Origin of the sequence: Chitinophaga filiformis (assembly GCF_023100805.1) — a bacterium.
GTDB classification, from domain to species: Bacteria; Bacteroidota; Bacteroidia; order Chitinophagales; family Chitinophagaceae; genus Chitinophaga; species Chitinophaga filiformis_B.
In genome coordinates this window covers 7099383-7119352 of record NZ_CP095855.1, presented here as the reverse complement: position 1 = coordinate 7119352, position 19970 = coordinate 7099383, and the positions used below count along the sequence as shown (strand labels likewise).

18 protein-coding genes are annotated in these 19970 nt (G+C 46.6%); 11 read left to right on the top strand and 7 right to left on the bottom strand.

Annotated features, from left to right (window positions below; genetic code table 11):
* Nucleotides 1-85 precede the first annotated feature (85 nt).
* The 8 genes from MYF79_RS27840 (at nt 86) to MYF79_RS27805 (ending at nt 8108) form a co-directional block, all read left to right on the top strand.
* Complete coding sequence (locus tag MYF79_RS27840) at nt 86-1504, top strand: RtcB family protein (protein ID WP_317233099.1); 1419 nt, start codon at nt 86-88, stop codon at nt 1502-1504.
* A 74-nt stretch (nt 1505-1578) separates the two neighbouring features.
* Nucleotides 1579-2544 (top strand): MBL fold metallo-hydrolase, encoded by a 966-nt coding sequence (locus tag MYF79_RS27835; RefSeq protein WP_247811143.1) that lies wholly within the window; start codon nt 1579-1581, stop codon nt 2542-2544.
* Nucleotides 2545-2876: 332 nt separating this feature from the next.
* Entirely contained in the window at nt 2877-3077 is a 201-nt protein-coding gene (locus tag MYF79_RS27830; protein WP_247811142.1) for a hypothetical protein, read from the top strand.
* A 318-nt stretch (nt 3078-3395) separates the two neighbouring features.
* Nucleotides 3396-3833 carry a carboxypeptidase-like regulatory domain-containing protein gene (locus MYF79_RS27825; protein ID WP_247811141.1) on the top strand — a complete coding sequence of 146 codons (438 nt, stop codon included), beginning with the start codon at nt 3396-3398 and terminating at the stop codon, nt 3831-3833.
* A gap of 81 nt (nt 3834-3914) precedes the next feature.
* A complete protein-coding gene (locus tag MYF79_RS27820) occupies nt 3915-4307 on the top strand; it encodes a hypothetical protein (protein ID WP_247811140.1) in 393 nt (130 codons plus the stop codon).
* Between the two features lie 89 nt (nt 4308-4396).
* Nucleotides 4397-4879 (top strand): DUF3347 domain-containing protein, encoded by a 483-nt coding sequence (locus MYF79_RS27815; protein WP_247811139.1) that lies wholly within the window; start codon nt 4397-4399, stop codon nt 4877-4879.
* 24 nt (nt 4880-4903) lie between these two features.
* Nucleotides 4904-7021, top strand: a complete 2118-nt coding sequence (locus MYF79_RS27810; RefSeq protein ID WP_247811138.1) for a multicopper oxidase domain-containing protein — start codon at nt 4904-4906, stop codon at nt 7019-7021.
* A 517-nt stretch (nt 7022-7538) separates the two neighbouring features.
* Entirely contained in the window at nt 7539-8108 is a 570-nt protein-coding gene (locus MYF79_RS27805; RefSeq protein ID WP_247811137.1) for a hypothetical protein, read from the top strand.
* Between the two features lie 124 nt (nt 8109-8232).
* On the opposite strand, the gene MYF79_RS27800 is transcribed toward MYF79_RS27805, so the two are convergent.
* Nucleotides 8233-9165, bottom strand: a complete 933-nt coding sequence (locus MYF79_RS27800) for a helix-turn-helix domain-containing protein (protein WP_247811136.1) — start codon at nt 9163-9165, stop codon at nt 8233-8235.
* A gap of 105 nt (nt 9166-9270) precedes the next feature.
* Here MYF79_RS27800 and MYF79_RS27795 point away from each other — a divergent pair, with 105 nt between their 5' ends.
* Nucleotides 9271-10110: a methylated-DNA--[protein]-cysteine S-methyltransferase gene (locus tag MYF79_RS27795; protein ID WP_247811135.1), complete on the top strand. Its 840-nt coding sequence runs from the start codon at nt 9271-9273 to the stop codon at nt 10108-10110.
* A 16-nt stretch (nt 10111-10126) separates the two neighbouring features.
* Here MYF79_RS27795 and MYF79_RS27790 read toward each other — a convergent pair whose 3' ends face one another.
* The 4 genes from MYF79_RS27790 to MYF79_RS27775 all read right to left on the bottom strand — a co-directional run bounded on the left by MYF79_RS27790 (nt 10127) and on the right by MYF79_RS27775 (nt 15343).
* Nucleotides 10127-10951, bottom strand: a complete 825-nt coding sequence (locus MYF79_RS27790) for an inositol monophosphatase family protein (protein WP_247811134.1) — start codon at nt 10949-10951, stop codon at nt 10127-10129.
* A gap of 71 nt (nt 10952-11022) precedes the next feature.
* Nucleotides 11023-11871, bottom strand: coding sequence for an AraC family transcriptional regulator (locus MYF79_RS27785; protein WP_247811133.1), 849 nt, complete (start codon nt 11869-11871; stop codon nt 11023-11025).
* Nucleotides 11872-12209: 338 nt separating this feature from the next.
* Entirely contained in the window at nt 12210-13019 is an 810-nt protein-coding gene (locus tag MYF79_RS27780; RefSeq protein ID WP_247811132.1) for a DUF4249 domain-containing protein, read from the bottom strand.
* A 5-nt stretch (nt 13020-13024) separates the two neighbouring features.
* Nucleotides 13025-15343, bottom strand: coding sequence for a TonB-dependent receptor (locus MYF79_RS27775; RefSeq protein WP_247811131.1), 2319 nt, complete (start codon nt 15341-15343; stop codon nt 13025-13027).
* A gap of 145 nt (nt 15344-15488) precedes the next feature.
* On the opposite strand from MYF79_RS27775, the gene MYF79_RS27770 reads away from it, so the two are divergent.
* Nucleotides 15489-16550 (top strand): sensor histidine kinase, encoded by a 1062-nt coding sequence (locus MYF79_RS27770; RefSeq protein WP_247811130.1) that lies wholly within the window; start codon nt 15489-15491, stop codon nt 16548-16550.
* On the top strand, nt 16531-17289 hold the full coding sequence (locus MYF79_RS27765; protein ID WP_247811129.1) for a LytR/AlgR family response regulator transcription factor: 759 nt from the start codon (nt 16531-16533) through the stop codon (nt 17287-17289). Before MYF79_RS27770 ends, MYF79_RS27765 begins: the two co-directional genes overlap by 20 nt.
* 114 nt (nt 17290-17403) lie before the next feature.
* On the opposite strand, the gene MYF79_RS27760 is transcribed toward MYF79_RS27765, so the two are convergent.
* Complete coding sequence (locus tag MYF79_RS27760) at nt 17404-17832, bottom strand: DUF6496 domain-containing protein (RefSeq protein WP_247811128.1); 429 nt, start codon at nt 17830-17832, stop codon at nt 17404-17406.
* Nucleotides 17833-17863: 31 nt separating this feature from the next.
* A complete protein-coding gene (gene ligD, locus MYF79_RS27755) occupies nt 17864-19873 on the bottom strand; it encodes a DNA ligase D (RefSeq protein ID WP_247811127.1) in 2010 nt (669 codons plus the stop codon).
* Nucleotides 19874-19970: the final 97 nt, after the last annotated feature.

The window sequence follows — 19970 nt, the reverse complement described above, 5'->3', positions numbered from 1 at the left end:
TCTGGAAAGGGTCTTTAAGTGCGCAAAAAAAGTGCGCACATAATCCTGAATATTGCATTATTATTATAAACTAATAACAATGCATATGAACAACATTAGTGGTAAAGATCTGCTGGCTATCGGGTATCAGCAGGGTAAGATGCTTGGATTGGCGCTTGAAGTACTGGAAAAACATTACCAGGGAGCCGAACATGAGGCCGTGCTGACATTAATGAAAGATCTGCTTGAAAGGCCGGAAGCTTTCCTGGATCATGAGATACTGGAAGACCTTGCAACGAAGATGATCGAAGATGCAAAGGAGATAGAGAATACCATTTTCCTGAACAATACATCCAGGGAGTTTGCTGTATACGGATCGGAGTATATTGCTGCTGGTGCAGTAGCACAGATGCAAACGGCAATGAAGCTCCCGGTTACGGTAGCCGGTGCTTTGATGCCGGACGCCCACCAGGGATATGGCCTGCCGATAGGTGGCGTGCTGGCTGCAAAGAACGCAGTGATACCTTATGGTGTGGGGGTGGATATAGGATGCCGTATGGCCCTCTCTATCTTTGATATTACGGAAGAGAACTTCCTGCTGAACCGCGATACCTACAAGCGTGAACTGATCGCACATACCCGTTTTGGCGCCGGACACGGATACCATGGTAAAGACAGAACAGATCATGCCATACTGGACAGGAATGAGTTCAATCTGACACAATTCATCAAAGCCCTGAAAGATAAAGCATATTCTCAGCTGGGTACCTCCGGCGGAGGAAATCACTTTGTGGAATGGGGTATTATTGAATTTGCAGAAGATGATCAGCCATTGAATATTCCCAAGGGGAAATACCTGGCGCTGTTGTCTCACTCCGGCTCCAGGGGGATGGGCGCTACCATTGCCGGTTATTATACCCGGCTGGCAAAAGAGTTGTGTAAACTGCCCAGAGAAGCCGCCAACCTGGCCTACCTGGACATGAATAGCGAAGCGGGGCAGGAATACTGGCTGGCGATGAACCTGGCCGGCGACTACGCTTCCGCCTGCCATGAAGTGATCCACGATAAACTGGCTAAAGCCATTGGGGGTACGCTTTTGGCTAAAGTGGAAAACCACCACAACTTTGCCTGGAAGGAGACCTGGAACGGGGAAGAAGTGATCGTGCATAGAAAAGGGGCTACTCCGGCAGGTAAGGGTGTAATGGGGATCATTCCGGGATCAATGACAGCTCCGGGATTCCTGGTGCGGGGAAAAGGAGAAGAGACAGCCATCAATTCCGCTTCACACGGGGCCGGACGGCAGATGAGCCGTACCGCAGCCATGCAGCACATTACCCGGCAGGAGATGCAGGCAATGTTGCAGGCTAATGGCGTAACCCTGATAGGCGCCGGACTGGATGAAGCGCCTATGGCCTATAAAGATATCAATGTGGTGATGGAAGCGCAGAAAGACCTGGTGGATATTGTTGCCAAATTCAGCCCAAAAATGGTGAGAATGGCAGATGACGGAAGTAAAGAGGACTGATTATGGTTGTGCCTGGCTGACTCAGCATGAGTTTTGAGATGAAATAACCAGTGTTCATGTTAATTCCGTTAAATATGAAAAAACAACAAGCGCTGGTTAAAATTAAAGCATGCTCAAAGCATGAGTGGTTTTATGTGGCTCCGGGGGTATGGGGTATTCGTGACAAGTTCGTTAATATGTATTTCATACATGATGCTACTACCAATCACTGGGTACTGCTGGATGGCGGCCTCTCTACTTCCGCCGCCAGGGTGAAGAGAGTAGCGAAGCAGCTTTTCTGGCCACAGGTGACGCCCGCTGCCATTATCCTTACACACGGACATTTTGATCATACCGGCTCTGTGAGAGAGCTTGCCGATGAATGGGACGTGCCGGTATATGCACATTACCTGGAAGCGCCCTATCTGACGGGGCGTTCCGCATATCCGCCGCCAGATCCTTCTGCCGGCGGCGGATTGTTTACCTATCTCTCCTTTTTGTATCCTAAAGGCCCCATTAACCTGGAAGGTCGCTTACTGTTACTCCCGGAAGAAGGAAATATACCTGGTCTGAAGGAGTGGCGATATTTCCATACACCCGGTCATGCGCCTGGCCATATTAGCCTGTTCAGGGAACATGACGGAGTACTGCTGGCGGGAGATGCGTTCGTGACCACACAACAGGAATCACTGTTGTCTGTCCTGAAACAGGAAAGGAAGATCTCCGGTCCTCCCCGTTACTTTACATACGACTGGGCAGCGGCAGAGAAGTCTGTCCAGACCCTTGCATCGCTGCAGCCGTCTATTGTGGCTACCGGTCATGGCATGCCTATGGAAGGGGATGCACTGAGCGCCCTGCAGGAGCTGGCAAATAACTTCAAAGAAAAAGCAGTACCTGCCAATGGCCGTTATACAGAAGATCCGGCTGTTGCCGGTATCGGCGGGGTAGAGTACGTGCCTGCGGTAAGTAATAAAAAAACATTGTGGAAAGCTGCGGCAGTCCTTGCAATAGTGGGGATAGGCGTATTACTTGCAGGCGCAGTGAAGAAAAAATATACCTGAGGAAAGGCATGATCATTTCGTATATAGTAACAGGTAATAATGCTATAATGACCTTGGTACTATTAGGAATTAATCATATATTGTGTTAATTAATTCTTAGCCCGGATTACAATTTATTTAGGAAGAGAGTTATCCCGTAAATAATTCCACTTTACAAGTTCCGCCCCATTTATACGGAGCGAAACTTGCCAAAGTGAAATTCCTGTCCGATGAGTATGCAAAATACTCCCTTATAATGAGTTAAATAAGCGTAGTACTGCTGAAGATGCTGCGTATAAGTACGGATATTTTCGTTATGATATAATCCGTAGGCGGACAAAAATAGTGGCTACATGTATTTTGATGGTCTGGAAAAGGAGCTTGCCAAGCGCTCCTCTTCCAGACCTTTATTTTTTAAAACACCCTCGAATAGCAACATCAAAATGACCAGATTAAAACAGCTCATTATGCAAAAAAGCAGCTATCGTGAAATCGTATGGGCGCTGCTTGTGATCGCTCTTATATTGTTTGCAGCCTCCCGCCTGAAAAGATAGAACGACACTCCCTTTGTTACCCTTTTTAATGTACCTTTATAACAATATCCCCCCGGTATTCCCTGAACTGCCAGGGGGATATTTTGTATAATATGCCAATAAGACATGGCAGCAGTACATTATCAGCCAGAAGCTTAAAACTGATCGAAAACCGGCTGCTGCACGACAGTATGTATATCGCAGAGATTGGGGATCACAGACAAGAAACACTTCAACCGTATCTTTAACAACACACAGAGGCGTGAACCTTTCTATGATCAGAATGGGCGCTATGGCCGAAAGCCATGGAAAACCCTCATATACTAATTTTATGCTATCATGATGCTATTCCGCTCATTGCTCCCTTGTTTACTCCTTGGGACAGCCCTCGTTGCCTGTTCAAGCACGTATGAAAGCAGGGTAACATTCTTCAATTGCGGTCCGGAACCGGATACTACTATTGCCATCCTGAAAGGACAGGTGTTTGAACAGAAACTGCTGGCCGGAAAGAGAGATACCCTTATGCCCCTCTCCGGTGTGGTCATTGCCCTGGAAAAAGGGAGAAAAACAGTTTCAGGCGATACTTCCGGCACTTTTACCTTATACCTGGACCTGAAAAACACCCACACTTTTACAGTTACCAGGCCAGGATACCAACCCCTGAAGGTGGAAGGGTTCTTTGCGGAAAAGGAAACAATGGCAGAGATCAACATTGTACTGGCAAAGGGTACAATGGAAAAGACCGCGAGGATAACGGCCTGTAAAATAGCGTATTGATCCCCGCGCCCGTAAATTATATAACATACAGCCTGAATTATATAACAAGGATGCCGGAGGCAGCTGTTATCTTTGTGTGACATGAACAAAAAGACCATCATATCACTCCGGGCGTTCTTCCTGCTATTTGTATTCTTCCTGAATACAGGTATCGGTTTTGCCTGTGCCGTACAAAGTGATCTATGGTCCGGCGGGCATCACCACATGCATGATATGCATGCGATGCATCATGAACATAAAAAGGCGTCCCACAAATGCTGTGGTGATGCAATGGTCAAATTCGAACAGCTGGATAAGAGTAAATCGCAGCTGGACGAATCAGTGCATTTACCTTTACAGACCTGCTTATATCCGGTATTATACCTGCCAGGTATTCACCAGGGTTATCACAGCGTACAACCCGGTTATATACTACCACAGCAGAATCCTCCTCCTGTAGACATTCGTGTGTCTATTCAGTCCTTCCAGATCTGATTTTTGTTTGAAAGTAAAACACGCACCTGCCTTATATCCTGTAAGGCATGATCCCATTATTTATTATTCAAACAATTAAACAGATCATCATGAAAAGTCTTATCATCGCCACCACTATATTACTGGCCACTTTTTCCGCAAAAGCGGCAAACCTGTCGCTGTCTCAGTTACTGTCACTGTATTATGATGTGAAAAACGCATTGGTGAACAGTGATGCCGGTACCGCTGGTAGCAAAGCTGCTGAATTTGTTAAGGTGCTTAACACTGCCGATATGAACGCCCTTTCTGCTGAAGAGCACAAAGCATTTATGCCTTTATCAGAAAAGCTTGCCGCAGATGCAGCTGCTATTGCTAAGTCAACAGACCTCAGCGCGCAACGTGAAAAATTCAAGACATTCTCCAACAATATATACACCCTGGCGAAAGCTGTAAAGCTCTCAGATACGCCGGTATACCAGCAGTACTGCCCGATGCAGAAAAGCTATTGGTTAAGCGGTGATGCCGCTGTAAAGAACCCATATTATGGTAAGCAAATGCTGACCTGTGGTAAAGTGACCGATACAATCAAATAATCCGGACAGTATAATATATCAGTGATGAAACGTTTTCTGTTGACAGTGATCGTATTACTGTCGTACGCGGCTGCCTTTTCACAGGCAGCCCGTACTATCCGCTATGATCTGTATGTGTCAGATTCCATGATGCATAGCAATGGTAAGATGAGACATGCCATGGTTATTAACGGCAGCATCCCTGCGCCTGTATTAACCTTTACTGAGGGAGACACTGCCGAGATCTACGTACACAATAATATGGACATGGAAACCTCCATACACTGGCACGGGCTGTTGCTGCCCAACCGTTATGACGGTGTGTCCTATCTTACTACAGCACCCGTTAAAGCAGGTGAGACCCATTTGTACAAATTCCCGCTTATACAGCATGGCACTTACTGGTACCATTCACATACCATGTTCCAGGAGCAGAGTGGTATGTATGGCGCTTTCATTATTAAGAAAAGAGACACGCCGGATGTGAAGGAGCATACATTGTTGCTGAGCGACTGGACAAATGAAAATCCCCGGCAGGTAGACCGTTCCCTGCATACAGCTACAGACTGGTATGCAGTCAGGAAGAACAGTGTGCAGAGCTATGGGGAGGCCATTAAAGAGAAGCACTTCTCCACTAAACTGACCAATGAATGGAAGCGCATGATGGCCATGGATGTCAGTGACGTATACTACGATCAGTTGTTCAGCAACGGTAAGCCGGTGAATGTGCAGGCACGGTTCAAAGCAGGCGATAAAGTAAGATTGCGCGTCATCAACGGCAGTTCTTCTACTTATTTCTGGTTGACCTATGCAGGGGGGAAGATTACTGTAGTGGCAAATGATGGTATGGACGTGGAACCGGTAGAAGTAGACCGGCTGATTGTCGGGGTGGCAGAGACATACGATGTGATGGTAAGCATTCCGGCAGACAGTAGCTATGAATTTCTTGCTACTGCGGAAGACCGCACCAAAGCCACCTCCCTGTTCCTGGGCAATGGCGTGCGGAAAGAAGCCCTAAGGCTGCCCCGCCTGAAGTATTTTGAAGGAATGAAGATGATGAATGGTATGATGAAAATGAACGGGCAGATGAATGACATGGACATGCAGATGAGCCTTCAGCAAATGGATATGAATGCAGTGATGTATAATGAAGACCCGGGAGTAACGTTGAACTATGCCATGCTGCGGTCGCCGGTAAAAACAAATCTGCCTGAGGCGCCCGTAAAAGAGTTGCGTTTTAATCTCAGCGGAAACATGAACCGGTATGTATGGAGCATTAATAACAAAACCGTATCGGAATCAGATAAGATCCTCATTAAAAAGGGCGAGAATGTCCGTATTATACTGTACAACGGTACTATGATGCGCCACCCGATGCACCTTCATGGACATTTCTTCCGGGTATTGAACGGGCAGGGAGATTATTCTCCGCTCAAGAATACACTGGACATTATGCCGATGGAAACAGATACCATAGAATTTGCTGCTACAGAAAGCGGCGACTGGTTCTTCCATTGCCACATCCTGTATCACATGATGAGTGGCATGGGCCGCATTTTCAGTTACCAGGACTCTCCGGCTAACCCGGAAATACCTGATCCAACAAAAGCCATCCGTAAGATATATGCAGATGACCGGAAGATCCATACCGCTGCACGGGTGGGACTGGAAAGTAATGGCAGTGACGGTGAACTGACATTCTTCAATACCCGCTACAGGTTACAAACGGAATGGAGAGTAGGATTGAATGGTGGAAACGGGTATGAAACAGAAAGCCATTTCGGTAGATATTTAGGTCAGACGCAATGGCTGTTCCCTTACGTAGGTTGGGATGTACGTTACCGTGAAGGAAGTAAAAGTGAGAAGAACCTGTTCGGTCAATCTAATACGAAAGACTTCCGTAGTGTATTGCATGCAGGTGTGGAATATACACTGCCCCTGCTGATCGTTGCTGATGCATCTGTAGACACTGATGGCCGGCTGCGTTTCCAGTTAAGCCGTGAAGATGTACCTATCACCCGCCGCCTGCGCTTTAATTTTATGGCTAACACTGATAAGGAATACATGGCAGGCTTCAGATACATTCTGTCCAAGTATATTTCTCTCTCTACACATTATGACAGCGACATGGGGGTAGGCGCTGGTATTACCCTTACATATTGATACGGGTAAACTACTAAAAGGTCTTGCTACGAAAGGTGTTTGAGCTGCTATTGTTCCAGGTTTAGTTATGAGGGAAGAAAAGCCGGAGGGCGTTGAAAACACGAAAGCCCGGGAAATCGGCCATGTCGTAGATGGGGCATGTAATGTTTGTATCACATTTGCGTAAGAGATATAACATTGTAGCAGCAGACAGGCTGTAAAAAATAAACGGGTGTATGATTACACCCGTTTCTACCTAAACCTACAACTGTTTATTACTGTAATTATTTTTCGTCTTTTGCGTCACAAATGTAACACCTCAAAAGGGTATATGAAAAACCAATATCACGGTTTAAGAAACCAATTTTTCTGCTCGCCTAAAATTTTTATTTCCATCAGAAAAATTGGTTTTTTTATCCGCCTTTTTGGGATTGATGAGCAATGTATTGCGGCATAATTTTGTGTCATCAGATTTATACAGCGCTGCGATAAACAGAAGAACAAAAGATTAACAGAATAAAGATTAAAACGAAAGACGATGAAAAAGACTATTAAGACAGGCGTAGCAACATTAGCATTATTATTGGCAGTGACAGTAGGAGTAAAGGCACAAACGAAAGGCAACAGCGAACCACAGCGACCTTCATTCTCCCTGAGTGTTGGTCCGGATGCAGGAATACCGGTTGGGAATTTCAGCGATTTTTACAAGTGGTCTTTAGGCGGTTCCGTACAGGCAGATTATGCTATCATTAAGAAGACATTATATGTGAACCTGAATGCAGGATTTGCGAATGTCTTTGCTGATGATGTACCTGGTCTGGATGATTTACAGTGGATTCCCGTGAAAGCTGGTTTAAGGTATTATCCTTTCCAGAGCAATAATCTGTATGTACAGGGACAGGCCGGTGTGAACTTTATAACAAATGGTCCAACCGGTTATAAAACAGCGGCCTTCACCTATAGCCCGCAGATCGGTTACCTGATCCCACTTGGCAAAGGCAGTTACCTGGATGCAGGTGTGAAGTTTGACGGTAACTCAAAATTTGTTGATGGTGGCGACGCCGCTAATCTGATAGGATTAAGAGTAGCATACACTTTCAAATTATAAGCATAAACATAGGGAAACATAGGACAAGTATAGGACATAATTGTTAAGGGGTTTAATCAAATGGAATAGGGCCTTTCTTCTGAAAGGCCCTATTGTATTTAATATGATGCGATGGAAAAATGTATTATGCTACAGATAATTTCTTAAAATCCGAGGGGTTCTCATCTGCAAACTTTTTGAAGAACCGGCTGAAATGCGAGCTGGTATCAAAGTTCAGCTGATCAGAGATTTCCTTCACGCTGAGCGAGGATGTGGTCAGCAACAGTTTTGCCTCCAGGTACAAACGGCTGTGAATGATCTGCAAAGCATTTTTACCTGTTTCCTGTTTAACGATCTCACTCAGATGTTTGGCAGTAATGTGCAGCATATCAGCATACTCCTGGACCGTTCGTTTATGCAGGAAGTGCTCCTCCACAAGATCCCTGAAATTGACAAAAGTGGCATATTGTCTCGTAAGCTGATGGTTAGGCCGGCTCTCCTGGCATTTTTCAAAAGCACGATTCACTTCATACAGTAATTCTACCACCTGTAAACGTACGATCTGCAGGAAGAAGGGGCTGCCTTCACGGTATTCCCGGTCTATCCTTTCAAAAAGTTGTTTCGTTTTCAGAAAATGCGGATCTGACAATGTATATACCGGCGCACAGGAAGGATTGAGGTCTATCAGCGGATCAAGCGCGCTTTGCTTGATAAAAGTGTCGGTGATAAACTCCTTCTTGAACATCACCATGTATAGCAACAGGTCGTCAGAAGCATTATCGAAAGAAGTGGTATGTTTAGGAGATACGATGTGCAGTGATTTTGGGCCTACATTAAATGTAAAGGCGCCGATCGTTTTCTGGCAGGTGCCCCTGATGCACAGAATAACCGCATAATGGTCAGTCCTGATAGGAGGACCACTCTTCACGCTTCCCTCGTTGCTCAGTACAGCAAAGTTGTTTGGTTGAAGCAGCTCATCGTACTTATCCATCCCGAAACTCTGTGTCACTTTTTTGTCAAGCGACAGGTAATAACGGATTGTGGACGGAATATCGAATATTGGCAGGTTCGTGTTCATAATCAGGGGGCAAAATTACGTTAAAATTAGTGTAAAGAACTCCGCAAGAACCGGGTTTATGTCATAAACAGGAATGTCTATTTTTGTATTGTAAATGAAATAGATATGATTTCTCAGGAATTAACTAATTATGAGCGGATTGCCAGGGCGATTGAATACCTGAAAATAAACTTTAAAAAGCAGCCCTCACTGGAGGAAGTAGCTGAAAATGTATACCTCAGCCCCTTCCATTTTCAACGTATGTTTACGGAGTGGGCAGGCGTCAGCCCGAAGAAATTCACACAATATCTCAGTGTAGCGTATGCCAAGTCACTGTTAAAAGAGAAACAGGCTTCCCTTTTTGATATTGCCCTGGAGACGGGTTTGTCAGGAACCGGCAGGTTACATGATCTTTTTATGAAAATTGAAGGCATGACACCGGGCGAATACAAAAACGGGGGAGAGGCCCTGTCCATCAACTACAGTTTTGCCGAAAGCCCGTTTGGCCCGCTTATTCTTGCCGCTACCCCCAAGGGGCTTTGCTACCTGGCATTCGTAGAAGACCGGGAACAGGCCTTCCGGCATCTGCAGGAGCAATTCCCCAATGCCCGCTTTCAGCAGCTGCTCGATATGATCCAGCAGAATGCTTTGTATTTTTTTACCCGGGACTGGAATACACTGGAACAGGTGAAGCTGCACCTGAAGGGTACGCCATTTCAGCTCAAGGTCTGGGAAGCATTGCTCCAGATCCCTATGGGAGAATTGTCCAGCTACGGGAATGTAGCTGCTGCCGCCAATGCAGAACGGGCTTACCAGGCGGTGGGAACGGCGATCGGGAATAATCCGGTGGCTTTCCTGATTCCCTGCCACCGGGTGATCAGATCAAATGGCGAATTTGGAGAATATCACTGGGGAAGTACCCGTAAAATGGCCATGATAGGTTGGGAGGCATCCCGGACCAGGTGAGGCTTTGATAGTTTTGCTACATTTTACAGCTGAAAATATCCCATTCTACCGGCAGCTCTTCTTCCAGTAATCCCACCAGCCATTCGTTGCCTGCCAGTACCCCGGTATTTGTCTCTATGGAGAAGGCCTGGCCCTCGATGGACTGTACCTTTCCACCAGCTTCTTCCACCATGAGTGCGCCTGCCAGCCAGTCATAAACATCATTGCCATATTCCCAGAATGCATCCAGTCTGCCCGCCGCTACATATGCCAGCTGCAGGGAAGAGGGGCCCAGCATCCTGACCGCGCCGGCCCTGGGAAGTATCCGTTCGAGGCTGGATAGCAGGAGAGAGGCCTCTTTTTTCTCTTTCTGTGGCTGATTAGGATGAGCTGTAGCCAGGATGGCTTCCTGTATGGAATTGCGGATGTTTACAGCCAGCTTTTCCCCATTGAGCCAGGCGCCTTTTCCCCTGATGGCAGTGAACAGTTCATCTCTTACAGGATCGTATATGATGGAAAAAGCCGGTATTCCATCCGCTATGAGCACGAGGCTGATACACCAGGGAGAAAAGCCCTGCAGAAAATGGATAGCTCCGTCTATGGCATCGCATACCCAATACATCCGGCCCAGGGCAGGATCTTTTTGCCGGGTAGTATCAAATTCCGCGTCCGACCAGGGAATATCGGGTGCAATGGTTAGCAGTCCTTCCCGGATGAGATGGGTTGAAAATACGTTAGCTGCCTGGAACTGCGTCATCAGCTCTTCTTTGTTCTCCGCCCTTGTAAATGGTACCTGTGAATTTTTTAGCGCTTTTCCAGCCTCTTTTATGACTTCACAGCTCTGCCTGAACAATGTTTCCATATCTGTGATTTTAGCGCAAAGAAAGGACGGAAAACACGGCAATAATTGGAGACAAACAGGAAGGTATTGGACTATTCATGGAATTTGCTCCGGAAAGCGCCGGGTGTTTCCCCTGTTAGTTTGCGGAACAGGCGGGAAAAATAGGTATGATCTTCAAAACCCAGTTCCCAGGCAATGCTTTTAACGGGTTTATCGGTATAGTACAAGAGCCTTTTGGCGATATGCAGCATGGCGTATTGGCGCCAGTAGGTAACGGGAAAGCCGGTGGTCTCCCGCACGCAATCGTTCAGATGCGCTGTGGTGATGTGCATTTGCCGGGCAAAATAGGCGGGCGTCTGGCCGGTGGGCTGCTGTTGCAGCAGTTGCATGAACTGGCGGGTAATGATTGCCGGCTGGCCTTTCTGCTGTATCGTCTTATCCTGTGCCATCTCAAGTTCCGGCAGGATGCGGTGAAAGAAGGCCTCGCTCAGGCCTTTCAGGATGGCGGGTTTATGCCTGCCGGCAGTACGGGAAGTATTGAACGCCGTGGTTAACACTGCTGCTATCTGGAAGAGATCTTCTGCATTTGTCAGCTGCACATATTGCTGCCTGATGTCCAGGCCTGGCAGAATGGCGGCAAACGCCTCCGGAACCATGAAAGGGGCGCAGGAAAAAGCCCAGCCTGCCGGAATGCCTGTCCGTGTTGCGCAATGAACCTGGAGCGGTTTAATCACAGCCAGCGCCGGCGCTTCACAGCGAAAGACTTCTTTTTCTATTTCCAGTATGGCGCTGCCGGCAGTGAGCAACAAGACCAGGTAGTGATCGTCCCGGTGAGGTTGGGTAGCCTCCGGAACGTCAATAGGTAGTTCTTCTATAAACATTCCGCCGATAGCATGTGGTTCCAGCGAAAACAAGGGTATTGGATGCGATGTCTTTTTCACATTAACAGGTTGCAATTCACAAATTTACAAATAGCAAACTATAAATCAATGAATAATCAGCTGCCTGTCACCGTACTACCGGTTCGCTTCGACTATCCTGCCGGTTCCTATCTAAAAGCGCTATAGCCCTACGTTTTACCTACCATTCTATAGCGTTCGCTATAGAACAGTGCCTATAATGCTATAGCAGAGAGCCTGTAGGTAGGAGGATCCACCCTGTTCCCACCCTGTTCTCACCATATCTCCACCCGATTGTTCACTGAGGCGGCCATGGGCTAAAAAGACGTGGCCACGATCCCCATCCGGAAATCGTGGCCACGGCGTCCCTGAAAAAGTTATCAAGGCACTATGATCGTCTTCCTCTCTACCGTCTGCGCACTGAAATACCCGATCGCATTCCCTGAAATATTACTTACAGGGTTGGCCGGTGTAGCCGAATCATTCTCTCCGGTGGCGCTGTTGCTGAGGCTGTAAAAGTACTTATACACCGAAGCATCGATATTCAGCATTTCCACGCTAAGCTCATCTCCGCTGTTGATGTCATACTCATGGTCGTCGTCATCTTCACCCAGGATATACAGCCTTGTATTGATATCGTTGCCATTGATAAGGTCGTCGTTACGCACGTAATACCGTTTTACTTTTGTGCCCCTGATATACTGCTGAAAACGATAATAATTCGTTTCTCCTGCCGGGTCCTTAAAGCTGACATTGGCCACTTTGGTCATATCGCCGAAAAGATCTTCTTCCACGACAGACAAAGAATCCATTGGTACTTTGGATGGCATACGAGACGTCGCTGTATACTGCTCATTACCGAGGGTAACCAGCAAGCCATAGGTGTTACCACTGCTGCCGGATAATTCAGGTGCGGTATACACGCCGGTTGTTGTTTCAGTCAGCAGTGTGGTATCGGTGTTGTGATAGATCTGCACCTTTGCACCCGATACGCCTGCAAAGGAATTGTCTGCCGCAAAATCTTTGGTACGGCTGATCTTTACAACGCATTCGCCTTTGGTATCTGTCAGCACTGCCTCGATCACCAGTTTGTTGTCATTGCCGTTCAGGTTAAGATCGATCTCCTTTTCGCAGGCGGTGCCGAGTAAGAGCGCCGAGCCCAGTATCGTGTATATAAAACTGTTACGCATGGTCATTAGAACTTAAAGTTGTAAGAGATAGAAGGAATGAATTTGAACAATGCAGTTTGTTTGGCAACTGTTTTGTTAGGATCTTCCTTGCTGTCTTCGAAGGTGATAGTGTATGCATTTTCCCTGCCATAGGCATTGTACAGGCTGAAGGCCAGTTCTGAAGACCAGCGTTTACGTTTCTTCAGCTGCAGGGTGGCCCCCAGGTCCAGTCTGTGATAATCGGGCATACGATAAGTATTACGACCAGTGAAATAGTATACCGTCTGACCATCTATCTGGTATTTACCGGAAGGGTAGGTTATCGCGTCGCCGGTATAATAGATCCAGTTGGCCGATAAAGTCCATTTCTTGCTTAACTGGTACATGGCCACTATGGCTACATCATGTGTTCTGTCCTGGCGTGCATTGTACCATTTGTTGTTGTTGATGCCATCTATCTGTCTTTCTGTTTTTGAAAGCGTATAGCTTAACCATCCGCTGAATTTGCCTACTCTCTTTTTGAACAGCCACTCAATGCCATAAGCACGTCCTTTACCGAACAGCAGTTCTGATTCTATCGCATTGCTGACAGTATTCACATTGGCGCCGTCCCGGTAGTCTATCTGGTTTTGTAAAGACTTGTAATATGTTTCAACGGTCAGTTCGTAGTCGCCATTGAAGAGGTCTTTATAGAAACCGAGGGAGTACTGGTCGGATATTTCCGGTTTAATGATATTGGTGCTGGCCACCCATTTATCCGTAGGACTGCTGGTGGTACTGTTGGATATCAGGTGAAGGTTTTGTGTATTGCGTACATAGGAAGCTTTCAGTGAAGAAGAGCTGTTCAGCTTATAGCTCAGCGCCAGTCTGGGCTCCAGGTTGAGATAGGTCTTCACGAATGCCCCGCTTTTATAGTGAAGGGTATCGAGTATCTTACCATCCCTGTCTATGTTGAAGAAATCGCCTTTGCCCAGCACACTGAAGGAGGAAAGACGCAGGCCATAGGTCATGCTCAGTTTATCAGACATTTTCCAGCTGTCGGTAGCGTACAATGCATTCTCCCAGGAATAACGGTCTTCCAGTGTCCTGGCATTGATCTGTGAAGTTTCAGATGTAGTGACCTGTCCGGGCGTGATGGTATGGTAAATGGAGTTGATACCGAAACGAATGTTATGGCTGGCAGATGGATACCATTGTAATTCCTCTTTCAGGTTGTAATCCCTGATCTTTGAATAGATATCTGCATTCACAGAACCACTGTTGATAGAGATCGTATAGTCGTAATTACTATAGATGAGGGAGGTGTTGGAGAACAATTTGTTGTTGAAGATGTGATTCCAGCGCAGCGTAGCGGTGGTATTCCCCCATTGCAGACCGAAGAGGTCGCCCACACCCAGTTTATCTTTACCAAAATAACCGGAGAGGTACAATTTATCTTTTTCGCCCAGCTCATAGTTCATCTTTGCATTGATATCATAGAAGTAGAGAGTATTGTTATTCAGGCTGGAATCGCTGGACAGCTTGAGGAACATATCAGCGTATGTTCTGCGGCCTGTAACGAGGAAGGAGGATTTATCCTTCTGGATAGGGCCTTCTACATTCAGTTTGGCAGAAATAAGACCAATACCGCCACTGACGCCGAAGTCCTGGTTGTTACCATCATTCATTTTGATGTCCAGTACAGATGACAAGCGCCCGCCGTATTGTGCCGGCATACCGCCTTTATACACGGCGATGTCTTTGATGGCATCGGAGTTGAAGGTGGAGAAGAAACCCAGCAGGTGAGAGGCATTGTACACAGGCGCCTCATCGAGGAGTATGAGGTTCTGGTCGGCGGCGCCGCCACGTACATACATGCCCGCGTTACCATCTCCGGCCGATTTGATACCGGGCAATAACTGGATCACTTTGATGGCATCCCTTTCGCCCAGTAGTACAGGTACATTCTTCATCTCTTTGGTAGTCAGCTTCTCCAGTCCCATCTGGGGAGTGCTAAGGCTTCTTTTGGTGCTGGTGCCGGTAACGGTCACTGCTCCCAGGCTGACAGATTCGTCTTCCAGGGAGATGTTGATAACAGTGTCTTTCCGGAGCACAAACGCTGACTGATAGGTTTGCAGGCCCATAGAAGAGAATTCCAGCTTGTGGCTGCCGTCTGTGAGGGTAATGGAATAGAATCCATATTCATTCGTCGTAGTACCACCGCCGCCACTGACCCTTACAGTAGCGCCGATGAGGGTTTCTCCTTTGGCTTTGGATTTAATGGTTCCGCTAATTGTATGTTTTTGCTGTGCCATGGCTTTTCCAGCCGTCAGCATAACAGCAATGAGCAACAATTTTGATTTCATCAGGTGTAAAATTTAATGCGAAACAAATAATAATAATCTGATATGCAAAAAGTAAGAGGGGCGAAACAGACAAAATTACGGTTGAAATGGACAGCGAAAAATTGATTCTACCCGGGCTTTGTGCTTAACTTGCAGTCTGAAGCACATGAAAAGATTACCTGTAAAAAGTCTTGTACGCGCAAGTTTTACCGCAGCCCTTAGTATTGCCATACTGGTGGCGCTGACCTCCTCTGCCAAAGAGTATTCGCTTAGCAGAGCCTTCGCCAAATCGGGCGTCATCTTCAGCGCTATCCTGTTCCTGAGTATGTACAATGTAGTCATACAGGTCTGGCTTTCCCGGCGCTGGAATTATTTCTCGGCGCGGTTCAAGCTGTACAGGGCGATTGCCAGCTTTTCAGGCGCTGTGCTGCTGAACTTCTTCCTGTTCAGGACGGTGGTATATACAGACCTGCGTGCCTTTATCATTCCCGACTGGTATGAAGAAGTGAAGAACAGGGCGGTGTGGCCACTGTTATTCATGTTACATGGTATTGTGTTTAACATCTTTGTACTGATCATCCACAATTATATCATCCTCATACATGCCAGAAATGACGCGGAGCTGGAGAATGCCCGTCTGAAATTTGCCAATACAGAAGCCATCAACCAGTTATTACGGCAGCAGATCCATCCGCATTTTCTGTTCAACGCGCTTAACACCCTGAAGTCGCTCATCCGCCGTCATCCCGATAAGGCAGAAGAATACCTGATCCATTTGTCAGACTTCCTGCGGGCCAGTATTTCAAAGGGCCATAAGAATATCATTTCACTGAAAGATGAAATAAAGTTAAGTACAGACTACCTGGAGATGCAGAAAATGCGTGCAGGAGAAGCCTTAAAGTTCTCTATCGATATTGATCAGCAGGCATTGAACAACCGCTGGCTGCCGGCCTTTTCATTGCAGCCTTTGCTGGAAAATGCCATTAAGCATAATGTGCTTACCAATGAAGATCCCCTGTACCTGGATGTGGTCCAGGAAGGGGATTATCTGAAAGTAATGAATAACTTACAGGTAAAGCACCAGACGGAAGCCTCTACCGGCAGCGGATTAATGAACCTGTCAGAACGTTACAAGATGCTGACAGGAGAAGACATTTTGATAGAGGACGACGGAAATACATTCACCGTAAAAATAAAAATCTTACAGCATGCGGGTGGTGATCATTGAAGATGAGGTGTTGACTGCGGAAGATCTCAAGGAAAGCATTCAGCAACTGGACAACACTGTAGAAGTTGTGGCAGTGCTGCAATCTGTCAGGGAGGCGGTAGCCTATTTCCAGCGCAACGATATGCCAGATCTTATCTTCAGTGATATACAACTCGGAGACGGAGAAAGCTTTGACATCTACAGAACTGTAGAAGTAACAGCACCTGTTATCTTTTGTACTGCATACGATGAATATGCCTTGCAGGCGTTCAAGACCAATGGGATCGAGTATATACTGAAGCCATTCACCAACGCCTCCATAGCAGATGCGATCAGGAAGTATAATAATCTGCGCCGCCAGTTTACCGGCATAGCTACTTCCGCTAATACGATCGCTGAAACCGTACAGCAACATACACCTAAACCTGCGGCCATACTGGTGCATTACAAAGACAAGATCGTGCCGGTCAGACTGGAGAATATTGTATTGTTCTATATCGAGAAAGAGGTCTTATACTTAATGACCTTCGACAGGCAACATTATTATCTCAAGAAATCACTTGAAGAAGCCGAACAGCTTTGTGGCAGTGATTTCTTCCGGGTAAACAGGCAGTTCCTCGTTAACCGTAAGGCTATCAAAGATGCTTCCCACTATGTATCCCGCAAGTTAAGTGTGAACCTGTCTGTGCCCTTCAGGGAGGTGATCACTATCAGCAAGGAAAAGGCACCGCAGTTCCTCGCGTGGTTGTCGGGGAAGTGAGAAATACCATGCGATCATCCAATCCTGATGTCAGATAAGAATGAGACTGTAAAATGAAGTAAGGCAACTAATGAAAGCAATGGGATCATTTTACAGTCTCTCTGATTTCATTTTTTAAGACTTCGCAGCAGCCTTTTTCTTAGGTGTAGCCCGTTTCTTAGCCGCAGCTTTCTTTTTTGGAGCAGCTTTTTTAGCTGCAGCTTTCTTTTTAGGCGCGGCCTTTTTAGCAGCGGCTTTTTTCCGGGGAGCAGCTTTTTTAGCGGCTGCTTTTTTCTTTGGTGTTGCTCTCTTCTTCGCAGCAGCTTTCTTTTTAGGTGCAGCCTTCTTTGCTGCCGCTTTTTTCTTTGGCGCAGCTTTCTTCTTAGCCGCAGCCTTCTTTGGTACTTTAGCGCCTTCTTTCCTGGCTTCTGATAATCCTATAGCGATAGCCTGTTTGGGATTGGAGACCTTCTTACCACTTCTGCCGCTTTTCAGTTTACCTTCCTTCATTTCATGCATATTCTCTTCCACTTTGTCCTGGCTCTTTTTTGAATACTTTGCCATAATGTAGAATTTAAAGGTTAATAAATAAACTTCATGGTTGTATAGCACTTAGTATCTTCTTCATATCAATTCCCTTGCCGAGTACCGGTTTGAATATATCGCCCATTTCATTGACCCGGGCCACTGCATTGGTAATATTGAAGTCTTTCATTTTTAGTCCCTTTTTTACTTCGTCCCAATGCAAAGGCATGGAGACGGTAGCGCCTGGCTTCGGCCGTAATGAGTAGGGGGCTGCCAGTGTGGCTTTGGGCCTGTTTTGTAAATAATCAACATATATCCTGCCCTTTCTGTTCTGTGTCATACGCTCTATACTGGTAAATGCGGGCAATGCGGCATGTACCTGTGTAGCGATCCACTTGCCGAACAACTGGCACTCATCGTAAGTATATTTAGCGTTTAAAGGAATGTAGATATGTATGCCGGTAGAACCGGATGTTTTGCAATATCCCGGGGCTTTGATACTGTCAAGCACTTCTTTGGTGACCAGCGCTGTTTCTATTACCTGCTCAAAGGTATTCTTTTCTGTCGGATCCAGGTCAATTATACACCAATCCGGATAATCCGGCTTTTGTATCCTGCTGTTCCAGGGGTTCATTTCAATGCTGCCCAGACTCGCCATATATAATAGGCTGGCTTCGTCCGTTCCTACCATGAAGTTCTTATCTTCACCATCACTGGTATGATAAGGAAAGGTCTTGATCCAGTCGGGCGCTTTCCCTGTCACATCTTTCTGGTAAAAGCTCTTGCCCTTTATACCATTGGGGAACCTGTTCAGCGACTGGGGGCGGTCTTTCAGGTATGGCACTATATACGGGGCTATCTGGTAATAGTAGTTCAGCATGTCCCGTTTGGTATATTTCTCTTCCGGCCAGAATATTTTGTTGAGATTGGAGAATTTCAGTTCATGTTTATTGATCTTCCGGACCTGTGTATCTTCGGATGGATTGAGCAATGTTTTACGGTTGCCGCCTATCACCGGTGTTAACATCTTTTGGGAGATAGCCGTACCTGTTTTCGCTGTTGCTTTGGTAACAGGCTGGGGCGCTTCTCTTTTAACGTCCTTTGCTGCTTTATCTTCCCGCATACCTTCGAAAGAGGGGTGGCGCATCACGCCATCCGAAGTGATCTCTGCATAACTTACTTCACATACCAGCTCGGGCTTTAACCAGGTAGCTACTGCCTTCGGTGGATTGGGCCTGAAACGGGAGGGCTTATTAATATCCGGGACTGTTGTAAAAGGCGATTTTTTTATGGTCAGTGGTTTGAATAACTGCATCATCTCCTTCTGCCTGGCAGTGGAAAACCCGGTGCCTATTTTGCCGGTATATTGCAATTTGCCATTATCAAAAACGCCCACCAGCAATGAGCTGAAAGGTTTTGAAGAGTTTTCATTGCGGGTATAACCGCCTATGACCACTTCATGTCTTTTATTGATCTTGATCTTTAACCATTCGTTGCTACGTACACCGGGATAATAAAGGCTATCTTCCTTTTTGGCAATGATACCTTCCAGGCCCAGTGATGTTGCCGCCGTCAGGAACTCTGAGGGCGATGTATTGAAGCTGGCGCTAAGCCTGATGATATCGGGAGCGGGAAACAGTTGCTGCAACAGTTCCCTGCGTTGTACGAGCGGTAATTGTGTAAGGTCGTATCCATTCAGCCACAATAGGTCGAATACATAATAGATCAATTCTCCATCAGCTTCACTCCTCCAGTTTTGCAGGTCTCCGAAGCTGGAAGACCCGCTTTCATTGAGCACCACTATTTCCCCATCTGTTACTGCCTGGATGTTCCATGCTTTTAAGGCATTGTGAACCGGATAGAATTTCTCATCGAAGGGTTTATTGTTGCGTGAGATAAGTTGTACATTCCCCTTATTCAATAAGGCTATAGCACGGTAACCATCCCATTTCACCTCGTACATCCACCCCGGCTCTTCCACTGGTTTATTGACCAGTGTAGCCAGCATGGGTGCTACCGTAACAGGGAACTTAGCCCTTGTTCGCCCCGAAGGCTTGGAAGATGAGGATTTTTTACGCATGTATAGATAAGATCAAAGATCTTACCAGTATGCGTTGCAGCAATCTCATGAGCGGGGTATATCATTGCGGATCATCCAATCCTCTTGCTCCTGCGAT

Excerpts from the sequence above, each read along its gene's own strand:
- MYF79_RS27765 (WP_247811129.1), top strand. The coding sequence starts at position 16,531 with ATGCGGGTGGTGATCATTGAAGATGAGGTGTTGACTGCGGAAGATCTC.
- MYF79_RS27825 (WP_247811141.1), top strand. The coding sequence starts at position 3,396 with ATGATGCTATTCCGCTCATTGCTCCCTTGTTTACTCCTTGGGACAGCC.
- MYF79_RS27800 (WP_247811136.1), bottom strand. The coding sequence starts at position 9,165 with ATGAACACGAACCTGCCAATATTCGATATTCCGTCCACAATCCGTTAT.
- MYF79_RS27795 (WP_247811135.1), top strand. The coding sequence starts at position 9,271 with ATGATTTCTCAGGAATTAACTAATTATGAGCGGATTGCCAGGGCGATT.
- MYF79_RS27840 (WP_317233099.1), top strand. The coding sequence starts at position 86 with ATGAACAACATTAGTGGTAAAGATCTGCTGGCTATCGGGTATCAGCAG.
- MYF79_RS27835 (WP_247811143.1), top strand. The coding sequence starts at position 1,579 with ATGAAAAAACAACAAGCGCTGGTTAAAATTAAAGCATGCTCAAAGCAT.
- MYF79_RS27775 (WP_247811131.1), bottom strand. The coding sequence starts at position 15,343 with ATGAAATCAAAATTGTTGCTCATTGCTGTTATGCTGACGGCTGGAAAA.
- MYF79_RS27770 (WP_247811130.1), top strand. The coding sequence starts at position 15,489 with ATGAAAAGATTACCTGTAAAAAGTCTTGTACGCGCAAGTTTTACCGCA.
- MYF79_RS27820 (WP_247811140.1), top strand. The coding sequence starts at position 3,915 with ATGAACAAAAAGACCATCATATCACTCCGGGCGTTCTTCCTGCTATTT.
- MYF79_RS27830 (WP_247811142.1), top strand. The coding sequence starts at position 2,877 with ATGTATTTTGATGGTCTGGAAAAGGAGCTTGCCAAGCGCTCCTCTTCC.
- MYF79_RS27815 (WP_247811139.1), top strand. The coding sequence starts at position 4,397 with ATGAAAAGTCTTATCATCGCCACCACTATATTACTGGCCACTTTTTCC.
- ligD (WP_247811127.1), bottom strand. The coding sequence starts at position 19,873 with ATGCGTAAAAAATCCTCATCTTCCAAGCCTTCGGGGCGAACAAGGGCT.
- MYF79_RS27805 (WP_247811137.1), top strand. The coding sequence starts at position 7,539 with ATGAAAAAGACTATTAAGACAGGCGTAGCAACATTAGCATTATTATTG.
- MYF79_RS27790 (WP_247811134.1), bottom strand. The coding sequence starts at position 10,951 with ATGGAAACATTGTTCAGGCAGAGCTGTGAAGTCATAAAAGAGGCTGGA.
- MYF79_RS27780 (WP_247811132.1), bottom strand. The coding sequence starts at position 13,019 with ATGCGTAACAGTTTTATATACACGATACTGGGCTCGGCGCTCTTACTC.
- MYF79_RS27810 (WP_247811138.1), top strand. The coding sequence starts at position 4,904 with ATGAAACGTTTTCTGTTGACAGTGATCGTATTACTGTCGTACGCGGCT.
- MYF79_RS27760 (WP_247811128.1), bottom strand. The coding sequence starts at position 17,832 with ATGGCAAAGTATTCAAAAAAGAGCCAGGACAAAGTGGAAGAGAATATG.